We start from the raw sequence: 14,559 nt of genomic DNA on the forward strand, positions 1-14,559 counted from the left end.
GGGCGGGAGTGCTCCCGCCCGGTAAAAGAGGGGAAAACTAGAGGCGTGCCGCCAGCACATCTTCGAGTTTTTGCTGGTCAACGGCGAACTGACGGATACCGTCTGCCAGTTTTTCTACCGCCATGGGGTCCTGATTATGCTCCCAACGGAATTCAGCTTCAGACAGCGGCGACGGCTGATGGAAACACTCGGTTGACGGCTCCAGCTTACGTTCAATTGGCTCATCACTGTTTTGCAGCTCTTCCAGCAGATTTGGTGAAAGCGTCAGGCGGTCACAACCGGCCAGCGCAAGTACCTGTTCAACTTTACGGAAGCTGGCACCCATGATGATGGTGTCATAACGGTGCTTCTTGTAGTAATCGTAAATACGGCGCACGGATTTCACGCCAGGATCTTCATCAGCGCTGTACGGGTCCATCGGTTTGCGTGAGTTGTACCAGTCATAGATACGACCGACAAACGGCGAAATCAGGTAAACACCGGCTTCGGCGCAGGCGCGCGCCTGCGCAAACGAGAACAGCAACGTCAGGTTGCACTGGATACCATTTTTTTCCAGTTCTTCCGCTGCCTTAATGCCTTCCCACGTTGACGCCAGTTTGATCAGAATACGTGAGCGGTCAATGCCATGCTCTTCATACATGCGAACCAGCTTTTCAGCTTTCGTGACGCACATGCCACGATCGAAGGAGAGGCGCGCATCCACTTCGGTCGAAACACGGCCCGGTATGCTTTTCAGAATTTCCATACCGAGGTTAATAGCCACTTTGTCGCTGGCATTGATGATCTGCGTCTCTTTGCTGCCGCCCTGTTTTTTCGCATAGTCGATGGCGTCATCAATCAGATGTTTGTAAGGCTGGAGAGCAGATGCTTTCAGAATAAGCGAGGGATTGGTGGTCGCATCTTGTGGGTGATAATTTCGAATCGATTCAATATCGCCACTGTCAGCCACCACGGTGGTGAACTGTTTAAGGGCTTCAAGCTGGTTCATTTCTACACTCCTTGAAAATACATTGTAACGAAAGGGAACACCTCTGGCCTCGTGCCCTAATCCGTGCAGACATTACGGGTCGCAGTAACGCCGACTCACCACATTGCAACAGACGGGGTGCAGTGAAAATGCGTTTTCTCTGAATGTTGTGCGATGAGGGTAGCGCGTTACCACCCGAGAGAGCATTTCTGCGGATAACGACTGCCCGGCTATTAAGAATAGCAGCCATGACAAATGACGCAGGCCAGACTGTAACAATCTGTGCCCTAAGAAATGAGGTTCTTTGAAGCGCCTCACCGCTTTGTGGTGGTCTGCTTTCTATACTGGGCGCTCACTCACCTGGCGAAGAAGGACGTCAAATGGATGACCAACTGAAGCAAAGTGCGCTTGATTTTCACCAGTATCCCACTCCCGGCAAGATTCAGGTGTCGCCGACCAAGCCGCTGACGACGCAGCGCGATCTGGCCCTGGCCTACTCACCCGGCGTCGCCGCACCCTGTTTAGAAATTGCCGCCGATCCGCTGGCCGCCCATAAATACACCGCGCGCGGCAATCTGGTGGCGGTCATTTCTAACGGCACGGCGGTGCTGGGCCTGGGGAACATCGGGGCGCTGGCCGGTAAACCGGTGATGGAAGGCAAAGGTGTATTATTCAAGAAGTTTGCCGGCATTGACGTCTTTGATATTGAGGTCGATGAGCATGACCCGGACAAGCTGATTGAGATTATCGCGGCGCTGGAGCCGACCTTTGGCGGCATCAATCTTGAAGATATTAAAGCGCCGGAATGTTTTTACATTGAGCAGCAGCTGCGGCAACGGATGAAAATCCCCGTGTTTCACGACGATCAGCACGGTACGGCGATTATCTGTACGGCAGCGGTGTTAAACGGGCTGCGCATTATCAAAAAGGCGCTCTCAGACGTGCGGCTGGTGGTGTCCGGCGCGGGCGCATCGGCGATTGCCTGTATGAACCTGCTGGTCGCCTTGGGCTTACAGAAACACAACATTCAGGTGTGCGATTCCAAAGGCCTGATATATCGCGGGCGCGAACCCAATATGGCCGAGACCAAGGCCGACTATGCGGTTGAGGATCAGGGCAAACGCACGCTGGCGGAGGTGATTGAGGGCGCGGACATTTTCCTTGGCTGCTCCGGCCCGGACGTGCTCACGCCTGAGATGGTGAAAACCATGGCAAAGGACCCCCTGATTCTGGCGCTGGCGAATCCGCAGCCAGAAATCCTGCCGCCGTTAGCCAAAGCCGTGCGGCCTGATGCGATTATCTGTACCGGCCGTTCTGACTTTCCTAATCAGGTGAATAACGTCCTGTGCTTTCCGTTTATCTTCCGCGGTGCGCTGGATGTTGGCGCGACCGCCATCAATGAAGCGATGAAGCTGGCCGCGGTTCACGCTATCGCCGATCTGGCGCAGGCAGAACAGAGCGATGTGGTGGCATCGGCCTATAGCGATCAGGACCTGAGTTTTGGGCCGGACTATCTGATTCCTAAACCTTTCGATCCCCGTTTAATCGTGCAGATTGCTCCCGCCGTGGCGAAAGCGGCGATAGATTCCGGCGTGGCAACCCGGCCGATTAGCGACTTTGACGCCTACCGCGAACAGCTCACGGAATTTGTTTATAAAACCAATCTGTTTATGAAGCCGATTTTCTCTCAGGCCCGTAAAGCGCCGAAACGCGTGGTGCTGGCCGAAGGGGAAGAGGTGCGGGTGCTGCATGCGACGCAGGAACTCGTGTCGCTGGGGCTGGCAAAACCCATTCTGATAGGCCGCCCGAACGTGATTGCCATGCGGCTGGAGAAGCAGGGGCTGAAAATCGAAGCCGGGAAGGATTTTGAAATCGTCAATAATGAATCCGATCCGCGTTTCAAAGCATACTGGAATGAGTATTACCAGATGATGAAGCGGCGCGGCGTAACGCCTGAGCAGGCGCAGCGCGCGGTGATCGGTAATCCGACGCTGATTGGTGCCATCATGGTCTATCGCGGTGAAGCGGACGCGCTCATCTGCGGCACCATTGGGGATTACAACGAGCACTACGAGATTGTGGAAAAAGTGCTGGGCCTGCGTTCCGATGTGAAAGTCGCGGGAGCCATGAACGCGTTGCTGCTGCCAAACGGCAACACCTTTATTGCTGACACCTATGTGAATGAAGATCCCACGCCCGAGCAGCTCGCAGACATTACCCTTATGGCAGCTGAGACCGTGCGGCGATTTGGGATTGAACCGCGCGTGGCGCTGTTGTCGCACTCCAGCTTTGGCACCTCAAATGCACCCGGCGCGCGTAAAATGCGTGACGTACTGGCGCTGGTGCAGCAGCGGGCACCTGAGCTGGAAATTGACGGCGAGATGCACGGTGATGCGGCGCTGGTGGAAAGTATTCGTCGGGAAATCATGCCCGACAGCCCGCTAAAAGGCAGTGCCAACCTGTTGATCATGCCCAATGTGGAGGCAGCGCGAATCAGCTACAACCTGCTGCGCGTCTCCAGTTCTGAAGGTGTAACGGTGGGGCCGGTGCTGATGGGAATGACGAAGCCCGTACACGTCCTTACCCGTATCGCCTCCGTGCGGCGCATCGTTAATATGGTGGCGCTGGCTGTGGTGGAAGCACAAACCCAGCCGCTGTAATGAAACGGGGCCGCATTCAACGATGCGGCCCCGTGTTAACCTTCGCCCCGCAGAGGGCTGGTTTGCCTGCCTGTCATGCGGGGCAGGCGGACAGACTTCACGCCGGCAGGTTAAGCCAGTTCTTCACCGGCAGAAAATCACGGTAGAGCGCCGCTTCCGGCGAGTCAGGCTCTGGATGATAGTTATATTCCCAGCGTACCAGCGGCGGCAGGGACATCAGGATAGACTCCGTTCTGCCCCCGGTTTGCAGACCAAACAGCGTCCCGCGGTCCCACACCAGATTAAACTCCACATAGCGACCACGGCGATAGAGCTGAAACTGACGTTCCCGCTCGCCAAAAGGCACGTGTTTGCGGCGCGCGACGATTGGCTGATAAGCGTCCAGGAAGCCCCGGCCCACCGCCTGAATCAATGCAAAGCTGTTTTCAAAGCCGGGCTGGTGGATATCATCAAAGAACAACCCACCGATGCCGCGCTGCTCGTCGCGGTGTTTCAGATAGAAATAGTCATCGCACCACTTTTTAAAGCGCGGATAGACATCTTCGCCAAAGGGCTGACAAATATCGAATGCCGTCTGGTGCCAGTGCACTGCATCCTCTTCGAAACCGTAAAACGGTGTCATATCGAAGCCACCGCCAAACCACCAAATAGGTTCAGCGCCAGGTTTTTCGGCAATAAAGAAACGTACGTTGGCATGACTGGTCGGCACATACGGATTATGAGGATGAATGACCAGTGAAACGCCCATGGCTTCAAAACTGCACCCGGCCAGTTCAGGGCGATGCGCGGTAGCAGACGCAGGCATCTGGTCGCCATGAACGTGCGAAAAGTTGACGCCGGCCTGTTCAAAGACCGCGCCATCACGCAGCACGCGGCTTCGTCCGCCGCCGCCGCCGGGGCGCTGCCAGCTGTCTTCAATAAACTGTGCACCGCCGTCTTCGGCGGTCAGCTTGCTACAAATCTCATCCTGCAGATCCAACAGGAACGTTTTTACACGGGAGATATCAGGCATGTGATGGGCTTCTCTTGGTAAAAATTGGACGTGATTATAGCTGATTCATTACGACATTCGGCGATCGTACTCATCAAAGTAGTTGATTATTCCGGTGGCGATAGCCGATGCAATTTTTTGACGGAATGCGCTGGTGCCCAGTAACTGCTCTTCCCGCGGGTTAGTGATAAACGAGGTTTCCACCAGCACCGAGGGAATCGACGGGGATTTTAATACGGCAAAGGCGGCCTGTTCCGTGTGCTGACTGTGAAGGTGATGCACCGGACGGATCTGATCCAGCACGTGTTTGCCCAGCGTCAGGCTGTTTTTGATGGTATCCGTTTGCACCAGGTCAAACAGGATCTGTTGCAGATAGTGATCCTGCGCTTCCACCTTTGCGCCACCGACCTTGTCGGCATCGTTCTCTCTGTTTGAAAGATAGCGCGCCATGCTACTGCTGGCACCGCGGTTGGACAGGGCGAACACCGAGGCGCCGTTGGCATCCGGGCTGGTATAGCCATCGGCATGGATGGACATAAACAGATTCGCGCCATGCTGATGGGCAATTTCCACGCGCTGATAAAGGGGAATAAAGTGATCGCTGTCGCGCGTCAGGCGCACCTCAATGCGCGGATGTGACTGTAGCTCACGGCGGACGTTGTTGGCGATTTCTAAGACAATATGCTTCTCTTCCGCGCCTTCTTCGCCCACCGCACCCGAATCAATCCCGCCGTGGCCAGGGTCGATCATGACGATGCGTTTACCGTTACTGGCTGGCGGCTTTGGCGAGGTGTGACGGGAAGAGAGAGACGCCTGCTGTTCTTTTGCCTGTACGGCGCGCGGAGACAACACGGCCAGTGCAAGTCCTGACAGCAGAAGCTGGCGGCGGTGAATTAAACGTTTAAGCAAATGCATGTGCAGGTCCATAAGCAACAATAATGCAACGTGTTATAGCGTAACGTTAGCGCCACGGCGATCTTTCAACCATTTCAGGTTATTACTTTGTATTTCAGCTCACTAACAGCCAAATCCCTTTTTTTTAACGTTGCCCCCGGTAGGGAGGGTTGCGCCAGCCGAAGAAAGCGTGATAATCAGCAAATTGTGGTGAATAGCAGGTAAAGAAGATGGAAATCCGCACCTTCCGCCAGGAAGACTTTGAAGAAGTAATCACGCTCTGGGAACGCTGCGATTTGTTACGGCCGTGGAACGATCCCGAGCTGGATATCGAACGCAAAATGCATCACGACGCCGATCTTTTCCTGGTGGCAGAAGTGGGCGGTGAAGTCGTCGGCACGGTGATGGGTGGCTACGACGGCCATCGCGGCGCGGCCTATTACCTTGCTGTGCATCCTGATTATCAGGGGCGCGGTTTTGCCAATGCCTTGATGAACCGCCTTGAGAAAAAACTGATCGCGCGCGGCTGTCCAAAAATCCATTTGATGGTGCGTGAAGAGAACGATCAGGTGGTCGCATTCTATGAAAAGCTCGACTACGAAACGGTCGATGTGGTGTTACTGGGCAAACGTTTAATCGAAGATCGTGAATATTAATTCTGTCTGGCCACCGGAAGAGTACGATGATAAAGGCCAGTTGCGCCTGCCGTTTCTTTTCTGGCTGATTCTGCTGCTACAGTCACGGACCTGGTTGCTGTTGATTATGGCCGGCGCGTCACGCCAGCAGGGGAACGATCTTCTGGCGCTCTTTTATCCTGACCGCCAGGCCTTCTGGTCAGGCCTGGCGCTGGGCTTACCGGCGCTGTTTGGCCTGCTGTTGACCGGCTACCGTTCGCGTCTGCCAAGACTGTGGCGCAGCTGGCGCCAGGTCTTAATGCTCGCTATGGCGATTAACCTGCTCTGGCAAGGCGCTCAACTGTATCTGGCTGATTTTCTCAGCTCGCCGCTCCCCTTGTTATTGACGCTGTTCGATCTGCTGGCGCTGCTGTGGTTATTCAGCAGCATCCGGCTTCGCGCCTGCTTTGTACCGCAACAGTATCCCGAATAAACTTTTTGCCGCTTTGCGACTCCAATCAGTTCTGCCTTATTGTCCTTTATTGTTCTTTTATTCACAGGAGTTTTCATGAAAGCTGTTCGTTACACGTTACTGACTGCGGCCATACTGGTCAGTGGGTGTGCCAGTTCCTCCGGTACTGACGCTAACAGCAGCCAGCAGGTAAGCTGGTGGAATCCACTGAGCTACCACTGGTCATCGGCGCTGCCCTGGAACTGGTTTGGGCCCTCGCTGACAGCCACAGAGCAGGGCGTGGGTGGCATTAATGGCTCCACCGCCATGACCGAAGCCGCCATAAAAGAGGGGCTGAAAGGCAAGTACGATCTGCGCCAGGGCATGCGCGGTCATAATGGTCAGGTGGTGTCGTTCTGGCAGGCCATGGATGACGGCAAAGTAATGCTGGTGGTTTATGGCCAGTCGCAGGTTGACCGCATTGAAGTGCTGGACAGCCACATTGCCAGCGCCGATGGCAGCAAAATCGGTGACGCGTTCAGCACCAAATTCGACAAAGCCTTCAATAACTGTGTGCTGGCGAGCGGGCTGGACAACCGTGACGTGGAGTGCCGCGCGCCCAACAGTCAGCATCTTCGCTATGTCTACAGCGGAACCTGGCACGGGCCAGAAGGGTTGATGCCGTCGGATGACACACTCAAGAGCTGGAAGCTCAGCAAAATTGTCTGGCAGCGCTAAGGCCTTTTCATACCGCTAAACCGCAGGGCAGACCCTCAGCCCTGCGCGTCCAATGCCATTTTCCCGCTATCTTCTGCCACCGCCTTATGCCTTTTTCGACTTTGAAATCAGCAAACGATATATAAAACCGTTACGGGTTTACGCTGAGTTATAAATAAACTGCTGTATCGGCAGATGAGATCTGCATCAAATTTCTTCAGGGTGAACCATGACCTTACCAGCGATGAAAAAAATCGTGAGCGGACTCGCACTGTCGCTGAGCCTGGCCGGTGCCGCAAACGCGACCGAGCTGCTAAACAGCTCTTACGATGTTGCACGTGAATTATTCGTCGCCCTGAATGCGCCTTTTGTCAGTCAATGGGATGCCAGCCATCCTGACGACAAGCTGACCATTAAGATGTCCCATGCCGGGTCATCTAAACAGGCGCTGGCGATCCTGCAAGGTCTGCGTGCCGATGTCGTGACCTATAACCAGGTCACGGATGTGCAGGTGTTACACGATAAAGGCAAGCTGATTCCGGCCGACTGGCAAACGCGTCTGCCGAATAACAGTTCACCCTTTTATTCCACCATGGCGTTCCTGGTGCGCAAGGGAAACCCAAAGCAGATTCACGACTGGTCCGATTTAACCCGTGACGATGTGAAGCTGATTTTTCCTAATCCCAAAACCTCCGGTAACGGGCGCTATACCTATCTTGCGGCCTGGGGTGCTGCCAGCCAGGCTGACGGTGGCGATCAGGCCAAAACCCGCGCGTTTATGACGAAGTTTTTAAAGAATGTTGAAGTGTTCGATACCGGTGGTCGCGGTGCCACAACCACCTTTGCCGAACGCGGCCTGGGAGATGTGCTGATCAGTTTTGAGTCAGAAGTGAATAACATTCGCAACCAATACGGCAAAGATGACTATGAAGTCGTGGTGCCAAAAACCGATATCCTGGCGGAGTTTCCGGTCGCCTGGGTTGATAAAAATGTCGCGCAGAATAAAACGGGCGATGCGGCAAAAGCGTATTTGACCTGGCTGTATTCCCCCGAGGCGCAGAAAATCATCACGGATTTTTATTACCGCGTGAACAATCCGCAGTTAATGGCGCAGCAAAAAGCCCGCTTCCCTGCCACCAACCTGTTTCGGGTGGAAGAGGCGTTTGGCGGCTGGGATAACGTAATGAAAACCCATTTCGCCAGCGGCGGCGAGCTGGATAAACTGTTAGCGGCGGGGCGGTAATCATGTTTGCAGCCAGCCAAAAACGCGTTCTGCCCGGTTTCGGTCTGAGCCTCGGCACCAGCCTGCTGTTTACCTGCCTGGTGCTGCTGCTGCCCATCAGCGCACTGATTATGCAGCTGTCGCAGATGACGCTGCAGCAATACTGGGACGTTGTCACCAATCCTCAACTGATCGCAGCCTACAAAGTGACGTTACTGTCGGCCGGTGTGGCCTCATTGTTTAATGCCGTATTCGGCATGTTAATGGCATGGATTTTAACGCGCTATCGCTTCCCTGGCCGCACGTTGCTTGACGGGCTGATGGATTTGCCGTTTGCGCTGCCCACCGCCGTGGCGGGTTTGACGCTGGCCGGTCTGTTTTCCGTTAACGGCTGGTACGGACAGTGGTTTGCCCATTTCGATATCAAGATTTCCTATACCTGGATCGGTATCGCGCTGGCGATGGCGTTTACCAGTATTCCCTTTGTGGTGCGAACCGTGCAGCCGGTGCTGGAAGAGTTAGGTCCCGAATACGAGGAAGCCGCTCAGACACTGGGCGCAACGCCCTGGCAGAGCTTTCGCCGGGTCGTGTTGCCCGAAGTCGCGCCAGCCCTTCTGGCGGGCACTGCGCTGTCGTTTACCCGCAGCCTGGGTGAGTTTGGTGCGGTGATCTTTATCGCGGGCAACATCGCCTGGAAAACCGAAGTGACCTCGCTGATGATTTTTGTCCGCCTGCAGGAATTTGACTACCCGGCAGCCAGCGCCATCGCCTCGGTGATTCTGACGGCATCGCTGCTGTTGCTGTTCGCGATTAATACATTACAAAGCCGATTTGGTCGTCGTCTGGGAGGCCACTAATGGCAGAGATTTCGCAACTCAACACGGCCGATCGCCAGCCGGTTAACTGGAGTAAGTGGCTGCTTATTGGTATTGGCGCACTGATATCGCTGCTTCTGCTGGTGGTGCCGATGGTCTCCATCTTCTGGGAAGCGTTGTACAAAGGGCTGGGCGTGACGTTTAGCAACCTGACCGACAGCGATATGCTGCATGCCATATGGCTGACGGTGCTGGTCGCGTTGATTACCGTGCCGGTGAATTTAGTGTTCGGCACGCTGCTGGCCTGGCTGGTGACACGCTTTACCTTTCCCGGTCGCCAGCTGCTTTTAACGCTGTTCGACATTCCGTTTGCCGTATCGCCTGTCGTGGCGGGCCTGATGTATCTCCTGTTCTGGGGCATCAATGGCCCGGCGGGCGGCTGGCTGGATGCCCATAATATTCAGGTGATGTTCTCCTGGCCTGGCATGGTGCTGGTTACCGTCTTCGTTACCTGTCCGTTTGTGGTGCGCGAACTGGTGCCGGTGATGCTGAGTCAGGGCAGTCATGAAGACGAAGCCGCCGTGCTGTTAGGTGCCTCGGGCTGGCAGATGTTCCGTCGCGTTACGCTGCCCAATATTCGCTGGGCCATGCTGTATGGCGTTGTGCTGACAAACGCCCGCGCCATTGGTGAGTTCGGTGCGGTATCGGTGGTATCCGGTTCTATTCGCGGTGAAACCTATACCTTACCGCTTCAGGTTGAATTACTGCATCAGGATTACAATACGGTAGGCGCCTTTACTGCTGCGGCCTTACTGACCGTGATGGCAATCGTGACGCTGTTTCTGAAAAGCATTGTGCAATGGCGTTTAGAGCAACAGCATAAACGCCTGCAACTGGAGGACAATCATGAGCATTGAGATTAACCAGATCAACAAATCCTTTGGTCGCACAGCGGTGCTGAACGATATCTCACTGGATATTCCTTCTGGCCAGATGGTGGCATTACTGGGGCCGTCCGGTTCCGGTAAAACAACGCTGCTGCGTATTATCGCCGGGCTGGAGCATCAGAACAGCGGTCAGATCCGTTTTCATGACCTCGATGTCAGCCGTCTGCATGCGCGCGAGCGTCAGGTAGGCTTTGTCTTCCAGCACTATGCGCTGTTCCGCCATATGACGGTATTCGACAACATTGCCTTTGGTCTGACGGTGTTGCCGCGCCGTGAGCGTCCGTCCAGTGCGGAGATCAGGCAGCGCGTCACGCGCCTGCTGGAGATGGTGCAACTGTCCCATCTGGCAAACCGTTTTCCGGCCCAGCTTTCTGGCGGGCAGAAACAGCGCGTCGCGTTGGCAAGGGCGCTGGCAGTGGAACCGCAAATCCTGCTGCTGGATGAGCCGTTTGGCGCGCTGGATGCGCAGGTGCGCAAAGAGTTGCGTCGCTGGTTACGCCAACTGCATGAAGAATTGAAGTTTACCAGCGTGTTTGTGACCCACGATCAGGAAGAGGCGATGGAAGTGGCCGATCGCGTGGTGGTGATGAGCCAGGGCAGCATTGAACAGGTGGGGACGCCGGACGAGGTCTGGCGCGATCCTGCCACGCGTTTCGTGCTGGAGTTCCTGGGTGAGGTTAACCGCTTTGACGGTGAAGTTCATGGCTCTCAGTTCCATGTGGGCGCGCATCACTGGCCGTTAGGTTATACCTCAGCGCATCAGGGCGCGGTCGATCTGTTCCTGCGTCCGTGGGAAATCGACGTTTCACGCAGGAGCAGCCTGGAAACGCCATTGCCTGTCCAGGTCTTAGAGGTGAGCCCTCGCGGTCATTTCTGGCAGTTGGTGGTGCAGCCAAGCGGATGGCAGAGCGAGCCGTTCTCGCTGGTCTTTGATGGCGAACAAACCGCACCGCTGCGTGGCGAACGCCTGTTCGTCGGGTTACAGCAGGCCCGACTGTATCAGGGGGCGACGCCGTTACGGGCGGTTGCCTTTGCGCATAGCGCCTGATATTTTCTTTTTCACGCAGGGCGGGACAGTGTCCCGCCTTTTTAATGACCGTTATACCGCAATGACTCAGGCTGAAGCCTGAACGATGGCGGATAGCGTTTTGCCAGGAAATGCACCGTGACCACTCTGGAAGACACCATCGGTAATACGCCGCTCATCAGGTTGCAACGCCTGACGCCTGACAACGGCAGTGAGGTCTGGCTTAAACTGGAAGGGAATAATCCCGCCGGTTCAGTGAAAGATCGCGCCGCCTGGTCGATGATCCATCAGGCGGAGCGGCGCGGTGACATTACTCCAGGCGATCGGCTGATTGAAGCCACCAGCGGCAACACCGGTATTGCGCTGGCGATGATTGCGGCAATGAAAGGTTATAAGCTACGGCTGCTGATGCCGGATAACATGAGCCAGGAGCGGCAGGATGCGATGCGTGCCTATGGTGCCGAGCTGGTGCTGGTCAGCCGTGAACAGGGAATGGAAGGCGCCCGCGATCGGGCCCAGGAGATGGCTGCCCGGGGTGAAGGCACCGTACTGGATCAGTTTAATAATCCCGACAATCCACTTGGCCACTACCAAACCACCGGGCCGGAGCTGTGGCAGCAGTCGAAACAGCGGATGACCCACTTTGTTTCCAGCATGGGCACCACTGGCACGATTACCGGCGTAGGTCGGTTTTTAAAAGATCATCATACCGGCGTCAAAGTGATTGGCCTGCAGCCGACCGAAGGCAGCAGTATTCCTGGCATCCGCCGCTGGCCACAGGCCTATATGCCGGGCATTTATCGTCCTGAGTTGGTGGATGAGATTATTGATATGGGCCAGCAGGAAGCCGAAGAAACCATGCGCGCGCTGGCGCGTCGTGAGGGCATTTTCTGTGGCGTCAGTTCCGGTGGCTCGGTTGCCGGGGCGTTGCGCATTGCCAAAGCCTGGCCGGGAAGCGTGGTGGTGGCCATCGTCTGTGACCGTGGCGATCGCTATCTTTCTACCGGCATCTATCAGTAGCGTGTCGTCAATATCGACGCGTTAAGAAAGGCTTGTGCTATCCGCCGGGTGCATAAGCCTTTTTTATTTGCCTGGGTTCGCACTATGCTTAATCGCATCTGTAAGGATCGCGTAAAACCGGCTGCGCATTGCGCTGACTCGGGTCAAAATAGCGCCAGTTACACATGAGAGATAACAATGAAAATCTTGCTGGTAGATGACGACGTAGAGTTAGGCACCATGTTAAGCCAATATCTGATTACGGAAGGCTTTGACACGCAACTGGTTTTAACCGGCACGGCCGGTGTTCAGGGGGCGCTGTCCGGTGAGTTTAGCGCCATGATCCTGGATATCATGCTGCCCGATATGAGCGGCACCGATGTGCTGCGCCAGGTGCGTCAGCAAAGCCGCTTACCGGTAATTATGCTGACCGCCAAAGGCGATAACATTGACCGGGTCATCGGGCTGGAGATGGGCGCTGATGACTATATGCCCAAGCCCTGTTATCCCCGTGAGCTGGTTGCGCGTTTGCGCGCCGTACTGCGCCGCGTTGAGGAGCTTGCGCCGCCGCAGGACAAGAAAGAGACACTGCAATGGGGCGAGTTAACCCTCAATTCGGCCAGGCGCATTACGGAATGGCGTGGCAAAACCTTTGACCTGACCGCCTCAGAATTTAACCTGCTCGATTTGCTGTTGCGCTCACCCGACCGTGTCGTCACCAAAGACGAACTGTCAGAAAAAGGGCTGGGACGACCGCGTGAGGCTTACGATCGTAGCGTGGACGTGCACATCAGCAATATCCGTCAGAAACTCAGTGCGCTGACGGCGGAGAGCATTACGATTGAAACCGTCCGCAGCATTGGCTATCGCATTCGATGAATCACAGCTATCGCGGACGCATGTTCTGGAAGATCCTGCTGGGCTTCTGGCTGGTGTTTGTCATTATCAGCCAGCTTATCTGGTTGGGGTTTTCGCTTTCCGGTACCCGACACCATCCACCTGAACTCCTGGTGACACAGCGTCTGGCTGACGTGATAATGGCGTCAGCGTCATCTGTGCTGGAACGTGAAGGGCCCGCCGCACTTGCGGTAATGACAGCGGAATGGACGCCTGAAGAACGGCAATTTCTCAGCATCAATCCCGTTGATGATCTTCAGTCTGACGCCACCGCAATCCCCTCCGTTTCCGAAACACCCGATAAATCACTATTCCCCGACCAGTTGGTGCGCCAGGTGCAAGGTGCCGATGGCAAGGATTATGAGCTCCTGTACGATCTCAGAGGCATGCGCGAACGGAGTCGGGAAGGGCGGCCGCACAGTTTCCTGAATATTCCCGAGCCGATGTTTATCTTTGCTGGCTCGGTGGGGCTGCTGTTCAGTTTGCTTCTCGCCTGGAACCTGACCCGGCCGATGCGACAACTGCGTGAAGGATTTTCCCGGGTGGCAAATGGTGATTTGCGCGTCCGGCTTTACCCGGCGTTGCGTAAACGCCACGATGAGCTGTCCAGCGTGGCGCAGGCCTTTGATGCCATGGTGGAGCGGCTGGATACACTGGTGAAGGCGCGTGAAGCTCTGCTTCATGATATCTCCCATGAACTGCGTTCCCCGCTTGCCCGCCTGCAACTGGCAACCGGCCTGGCACGGCAACGGCCGGAAAACGTGAATGCTTCACTGGATCGCATTGACGAAGAGGCACAACGGCTCGATAAGATGATCGGCGAGCTGTTGACCCTGGCGCGTGCGGAGCATGAAAGTATGCCGGGTGAACACTATTTTGATCTGGCGGGATTGTTAGAGGCGGTCGTGACAGATCTGCGTTATGAAGCGCAGATTCCCGGTGTTGAGGTGACGTTTGACGTTGACGGTCAGGCCGATCATACCGTGCGCGGCAATGCTGAACTGTGTCGTCGTGGCATTGAGAATGTGTTGCGCAATGCGTTGCGCTTCTCGCTTCCGGGACAGCGGATTGAGGTGAGCCTGAAGGTGGAATCTCAGTGGCTGGCCATTCACGTGCGCGATCAGGGGCCTGGCGTGGATGAAACCAAGCTCTCCAGTATTTTCGACCCTTTTGTGCGGGTGAATTCACCCCTGATGGGGAAAGGTTATGGGCTGGGGCTCGCTATCGTGCGTAAGGTGGTTCTGGCGCATCATGGCGAAGTCCGCGCCGTTAACCGGCCAGAAGGCGGTCTTGAGTTGACCCTGCGTTTACCGCGTTGGCAGCCGCATTAATGTTGTCACAGGCCATAAAAAAACGGC

14 protein-coding genes are annotated in these 14,559 nt (G+C 55.6%); 11 read left to right on the top strand and 3 right to left on the bottom strand.

Annotated features, from left to right (window positions below):
• Window positions 1-37: 37 nt before the first annotated feature.
• Window positions 38-988: a transaldolase gene (tal, locus tag QNH99_RS06855; RefSeq protein WP_063880491.1), complete on the bottom strand. Its 951-nt coding sequence runs from the start codon at window positions 986-988 to the stop codon at window positions 38-40.
• 359 nt (window positions 989-1,347) lie between these two features.
• Between tal and maeB the strand changes: the two genes are divergently transcribed.
• A complete protein-coding gene (gene maeB / locus QNH99_RS06860) occupies window positions 1,348-3,627 on the top strand; it encodes an NADP-dependent oxaloacetate-decarboxylating malate dehydrogenase (RefSeq protein ID WP_410517475.1) in 2,280 nt (759 codons plus the stop codon).
• A gap of 97 nt (window positions 3,628-3,724) precedes the next feature.
• Here the strand turns inward: maeB and hemF are convergent, their stop codons facing one another.
• A complete protein-coding gene (gene hemF, locus QNH99_RS06865) occupies window positions 3,725-4,639 on the bottom strand; it encodes an oxygen-dependent coproporphyrinogen oxidase (RefSeq protein WP_218995395.1) in 915 nt (304 codons plus the stop codon).
• Window positions 4,640-4,687: 48 nt separating this feature from the next.
• Window positions 4,688-5,533, bottom strand: coding sequence for an N-acetylmuramoyl-L-alanine amidase AmiA (amiA, locus tag QNH99_RS06870; RefSeq protein WP_241567980.1), 846 nt, complete (start codon window positions 5,531-5,533; stop codon window positions 4,688-4,690).
• A 209-nt stretch (window positions 5,534-5,742) separates the two neighbouring features.
• On the opposite strand from amiA, the gene QNH99_RS06875 reads away from it, so the two are divergent.
• The 10 genes from QNH99_RS06875 to QNH99_RS06920 all read left to right on the top strand — a co-directional run bounded on the left by QNH99_RS06875 (window position 5,743) and on the right by QNH99_RS06920 (window position 14,532).
• Window positions 5,743-6,168 (top strand): GNAT family acetyltransferase, encoded by a 426-nt coding sequence (locus QNH99_RS06875; RefSeq protein WP_006117810.1) that lies wholly within the window; start codon window positions 5,743-5,745, stop codon window positions 6,166-6,168.
• Complete coding sequence (locus QNH99_RS06880) at window positions 6,158-6,619, top strand: DUF2919 domain-containing protein (RefSeq protein ID WP_063880483.1); 462 nt, start codon at window positions 6,158-6,160, stop codon at window positions 6,617-6,619. The genes QNH99_RS06875 and QNH99_RS06880 overlap by 11 nt, the downstream gene beginning before the upstream one ends.
• 75 nt (window positions 6,620-6,694) lie before the next feature.
• A complete protein-coding gene (locus QNH99_RS06885; protein ID WP_410517476.1) occupies window positions 6,695-7,315 on the top strand; it encodes an RpoE-regulated lipoprotein in 621 nt (206 codons plus the stop codon).
• A 208-nt stretch (window positions 7,316-7,523) separates the two neighbouring features.
• Window positions 7,524-8,537 carry a sulfate ABC transporter substrate-binding protein gene (locus tag QNH99_RS06890; protein ID WP_063880478.1) on the top strand — a complete coding sequence of 338 codons (1,014 nt, stop codon included), beginning with the start codon at window positions 7,524-7,526 and terminating at the stop codon, window positions 8,535-8,537.
• Window positions 8,538-8,539: 2 nt separating this feature from the next.
• Window positions 8,540-9,373, top strand: a complete 834-nt coding sequence (gene cysT, locus QNH99_RS06895) for a sulfate/thiosulfate ABC transporter permease CysT (RefSeq protein WP_063880477.1) — start codon at window positions 8,540-8,542, stop codon at window positions 9,371-9,373.
• Entirely contained in the window at window positions 9,373-10,248 is an 876-nt protein-coding gene (gene cysW, locus QNH99_RS06900; RefSeq protein ID WP_109717586.1) for a sulfate/thiosulfate ABC transporter permease CysW, read from the top strand. Before cysT ends, cysW begins: the two co-directional genes overlap by 1 nt.
• A complete protein-coding gene (cysA, locus tag QNH99_RS06905; protein WP_410517477.1) occupies window positions 10,238-11,326 on the top strand; it encodes a sulfate/thiosulfate ABC transporter ATP-binding protein CysA in 1,089 nt (362 codons plus the stop codon). The genes cysW and cysA overlap by 11 nt, the downstream gene beginning before the upstream one ends.
• A 117-nt stretch (window positions 11,327-11,443) precedes the next feature.
• Entirely contained in the window at window positions 11,444-12,325 is an 882-nt protein-coding gene (gene cysM / locus QNH99_RS06910; RefSeq protein ID WP_063880471.1) for a cysteine synthase CysM, read from the top strand.
• Between the two features lie 177 nt (window positions 12,326-12,502).
• Complete coding sequence (locus QNH99_RS06915; protein WP_063880470.1) at window positions 12,503-13,183, top strand: response regulator transcription factor; 681 nt, start codon at window positions 12,503-12,505, stop codon at window positions 13,181-13,183.
• Window positions 13,180-14,532, top strand: coding sequence for an ATP-binding protein (locus tag QNH99_RS06920; RefSeq protein ID WP_109717588.1), 1,353 nt, complete (start codon window positions 13,180-13,182; stop codon window positions 14,530-14,532). The genes QNH99_RS06915 and QNH99_RS06920 overlap by 4 nt, the downstream gene beginning before the upstream one ends.
• The last annotated feature ends 27 nt before the right edge of the window (window positions 14,533-14,559 follow it).

The organism is Pantoea allii (assembly GCF_046529425.1).
Classification (GTDB): domain Bacteria; phylum Pseudomonadota; class Gammaproteobacteria; order Enterobacterales; family Enterobacteriaceae; genus Pantoea; species Pantoea allii.

Bases quoted from the DNA above. Each gene is read 5' to 3' on its own strand.
- amiA (WP_241567980.1), bottom strand. From the start codon at position 5,533: ATGCATTTGCTTAAACGTTTAATTCACCGCCGCCAGCTTCTGCTGTCA.
- hemF (WP_218995395.1), bottom strand. From the start codon at position 4,639: ATGCCTGATATCTCCCGTGTAAAAACGTTCCTGTTGGATCTGCAGGAT.
- QNH99_RS06885 (WP_410517476.1), top strand. From the start codon at position 6,695: ATGAAAGCTGTTCGTTACACGTTACTGACTGCGGCCATACTGGTCAGT.
- cysW (WP_109717586.1), top strand. From the start codon at position 9,373: ATGGCAGAGATTTCGCAACTCAACACGGCCGATCGCCAGCCGGTTAAC.
- QNH99_RS06915 (WP_063880470.1), top strand. From the start codon at position 12,503: ATGAAAATCTTGCTGGTAGATGACGACGTAGAGTTAGGCACCATGTTA.
- cysT (WP_063880477.1), top strand. From the start codon at position 8,540: ATGTTTGCAGCCAGCCAAAAACGCGTTCTGCCCGGTTTCGGTCTGAGC.
- maeB (WP_410517475.1), top strand. From the start codon at position 1,348: ATGGATGACCAACTGAAGCAAAGTGCGCTTGATTTTCACCAGTATCCC.
- cysA (WP_410517477.1), top strand. From the start codon at position 10,238: ATGAGCATTGAGATTAACCAGATCAACAAATCCTTTGGTCGCACAGCG.
- QNH99_RS06920 (WP_109717588.1), top strand. From the start codon at position 13,180: ATGAATCACAGCTATCGCGGACGCATGTTCTGGAAGATCCTGCTGGGC.
- tal (WP_063880491.1), bottom strand. From the start codon at position 988: ATGAACCAGCTTGAAGCCCTTAAACAGTTCACCACCGTGGTGGCTGAC.
- QNH99_RS06890 (WP_063880478.1), top strand. From the start codon at position 7,524: ATGACCTTACCAGCGATGAAAAAAATCGTGAGCGGACTCGCACTGTCG.
- QNH99_RS06875 (WP_006117810.1), top strand. From the start codon at position 5,743: ATGGAAATCCGCACCTTCCGCCAGGAAGACTTTGAAGAAGTAATCACG.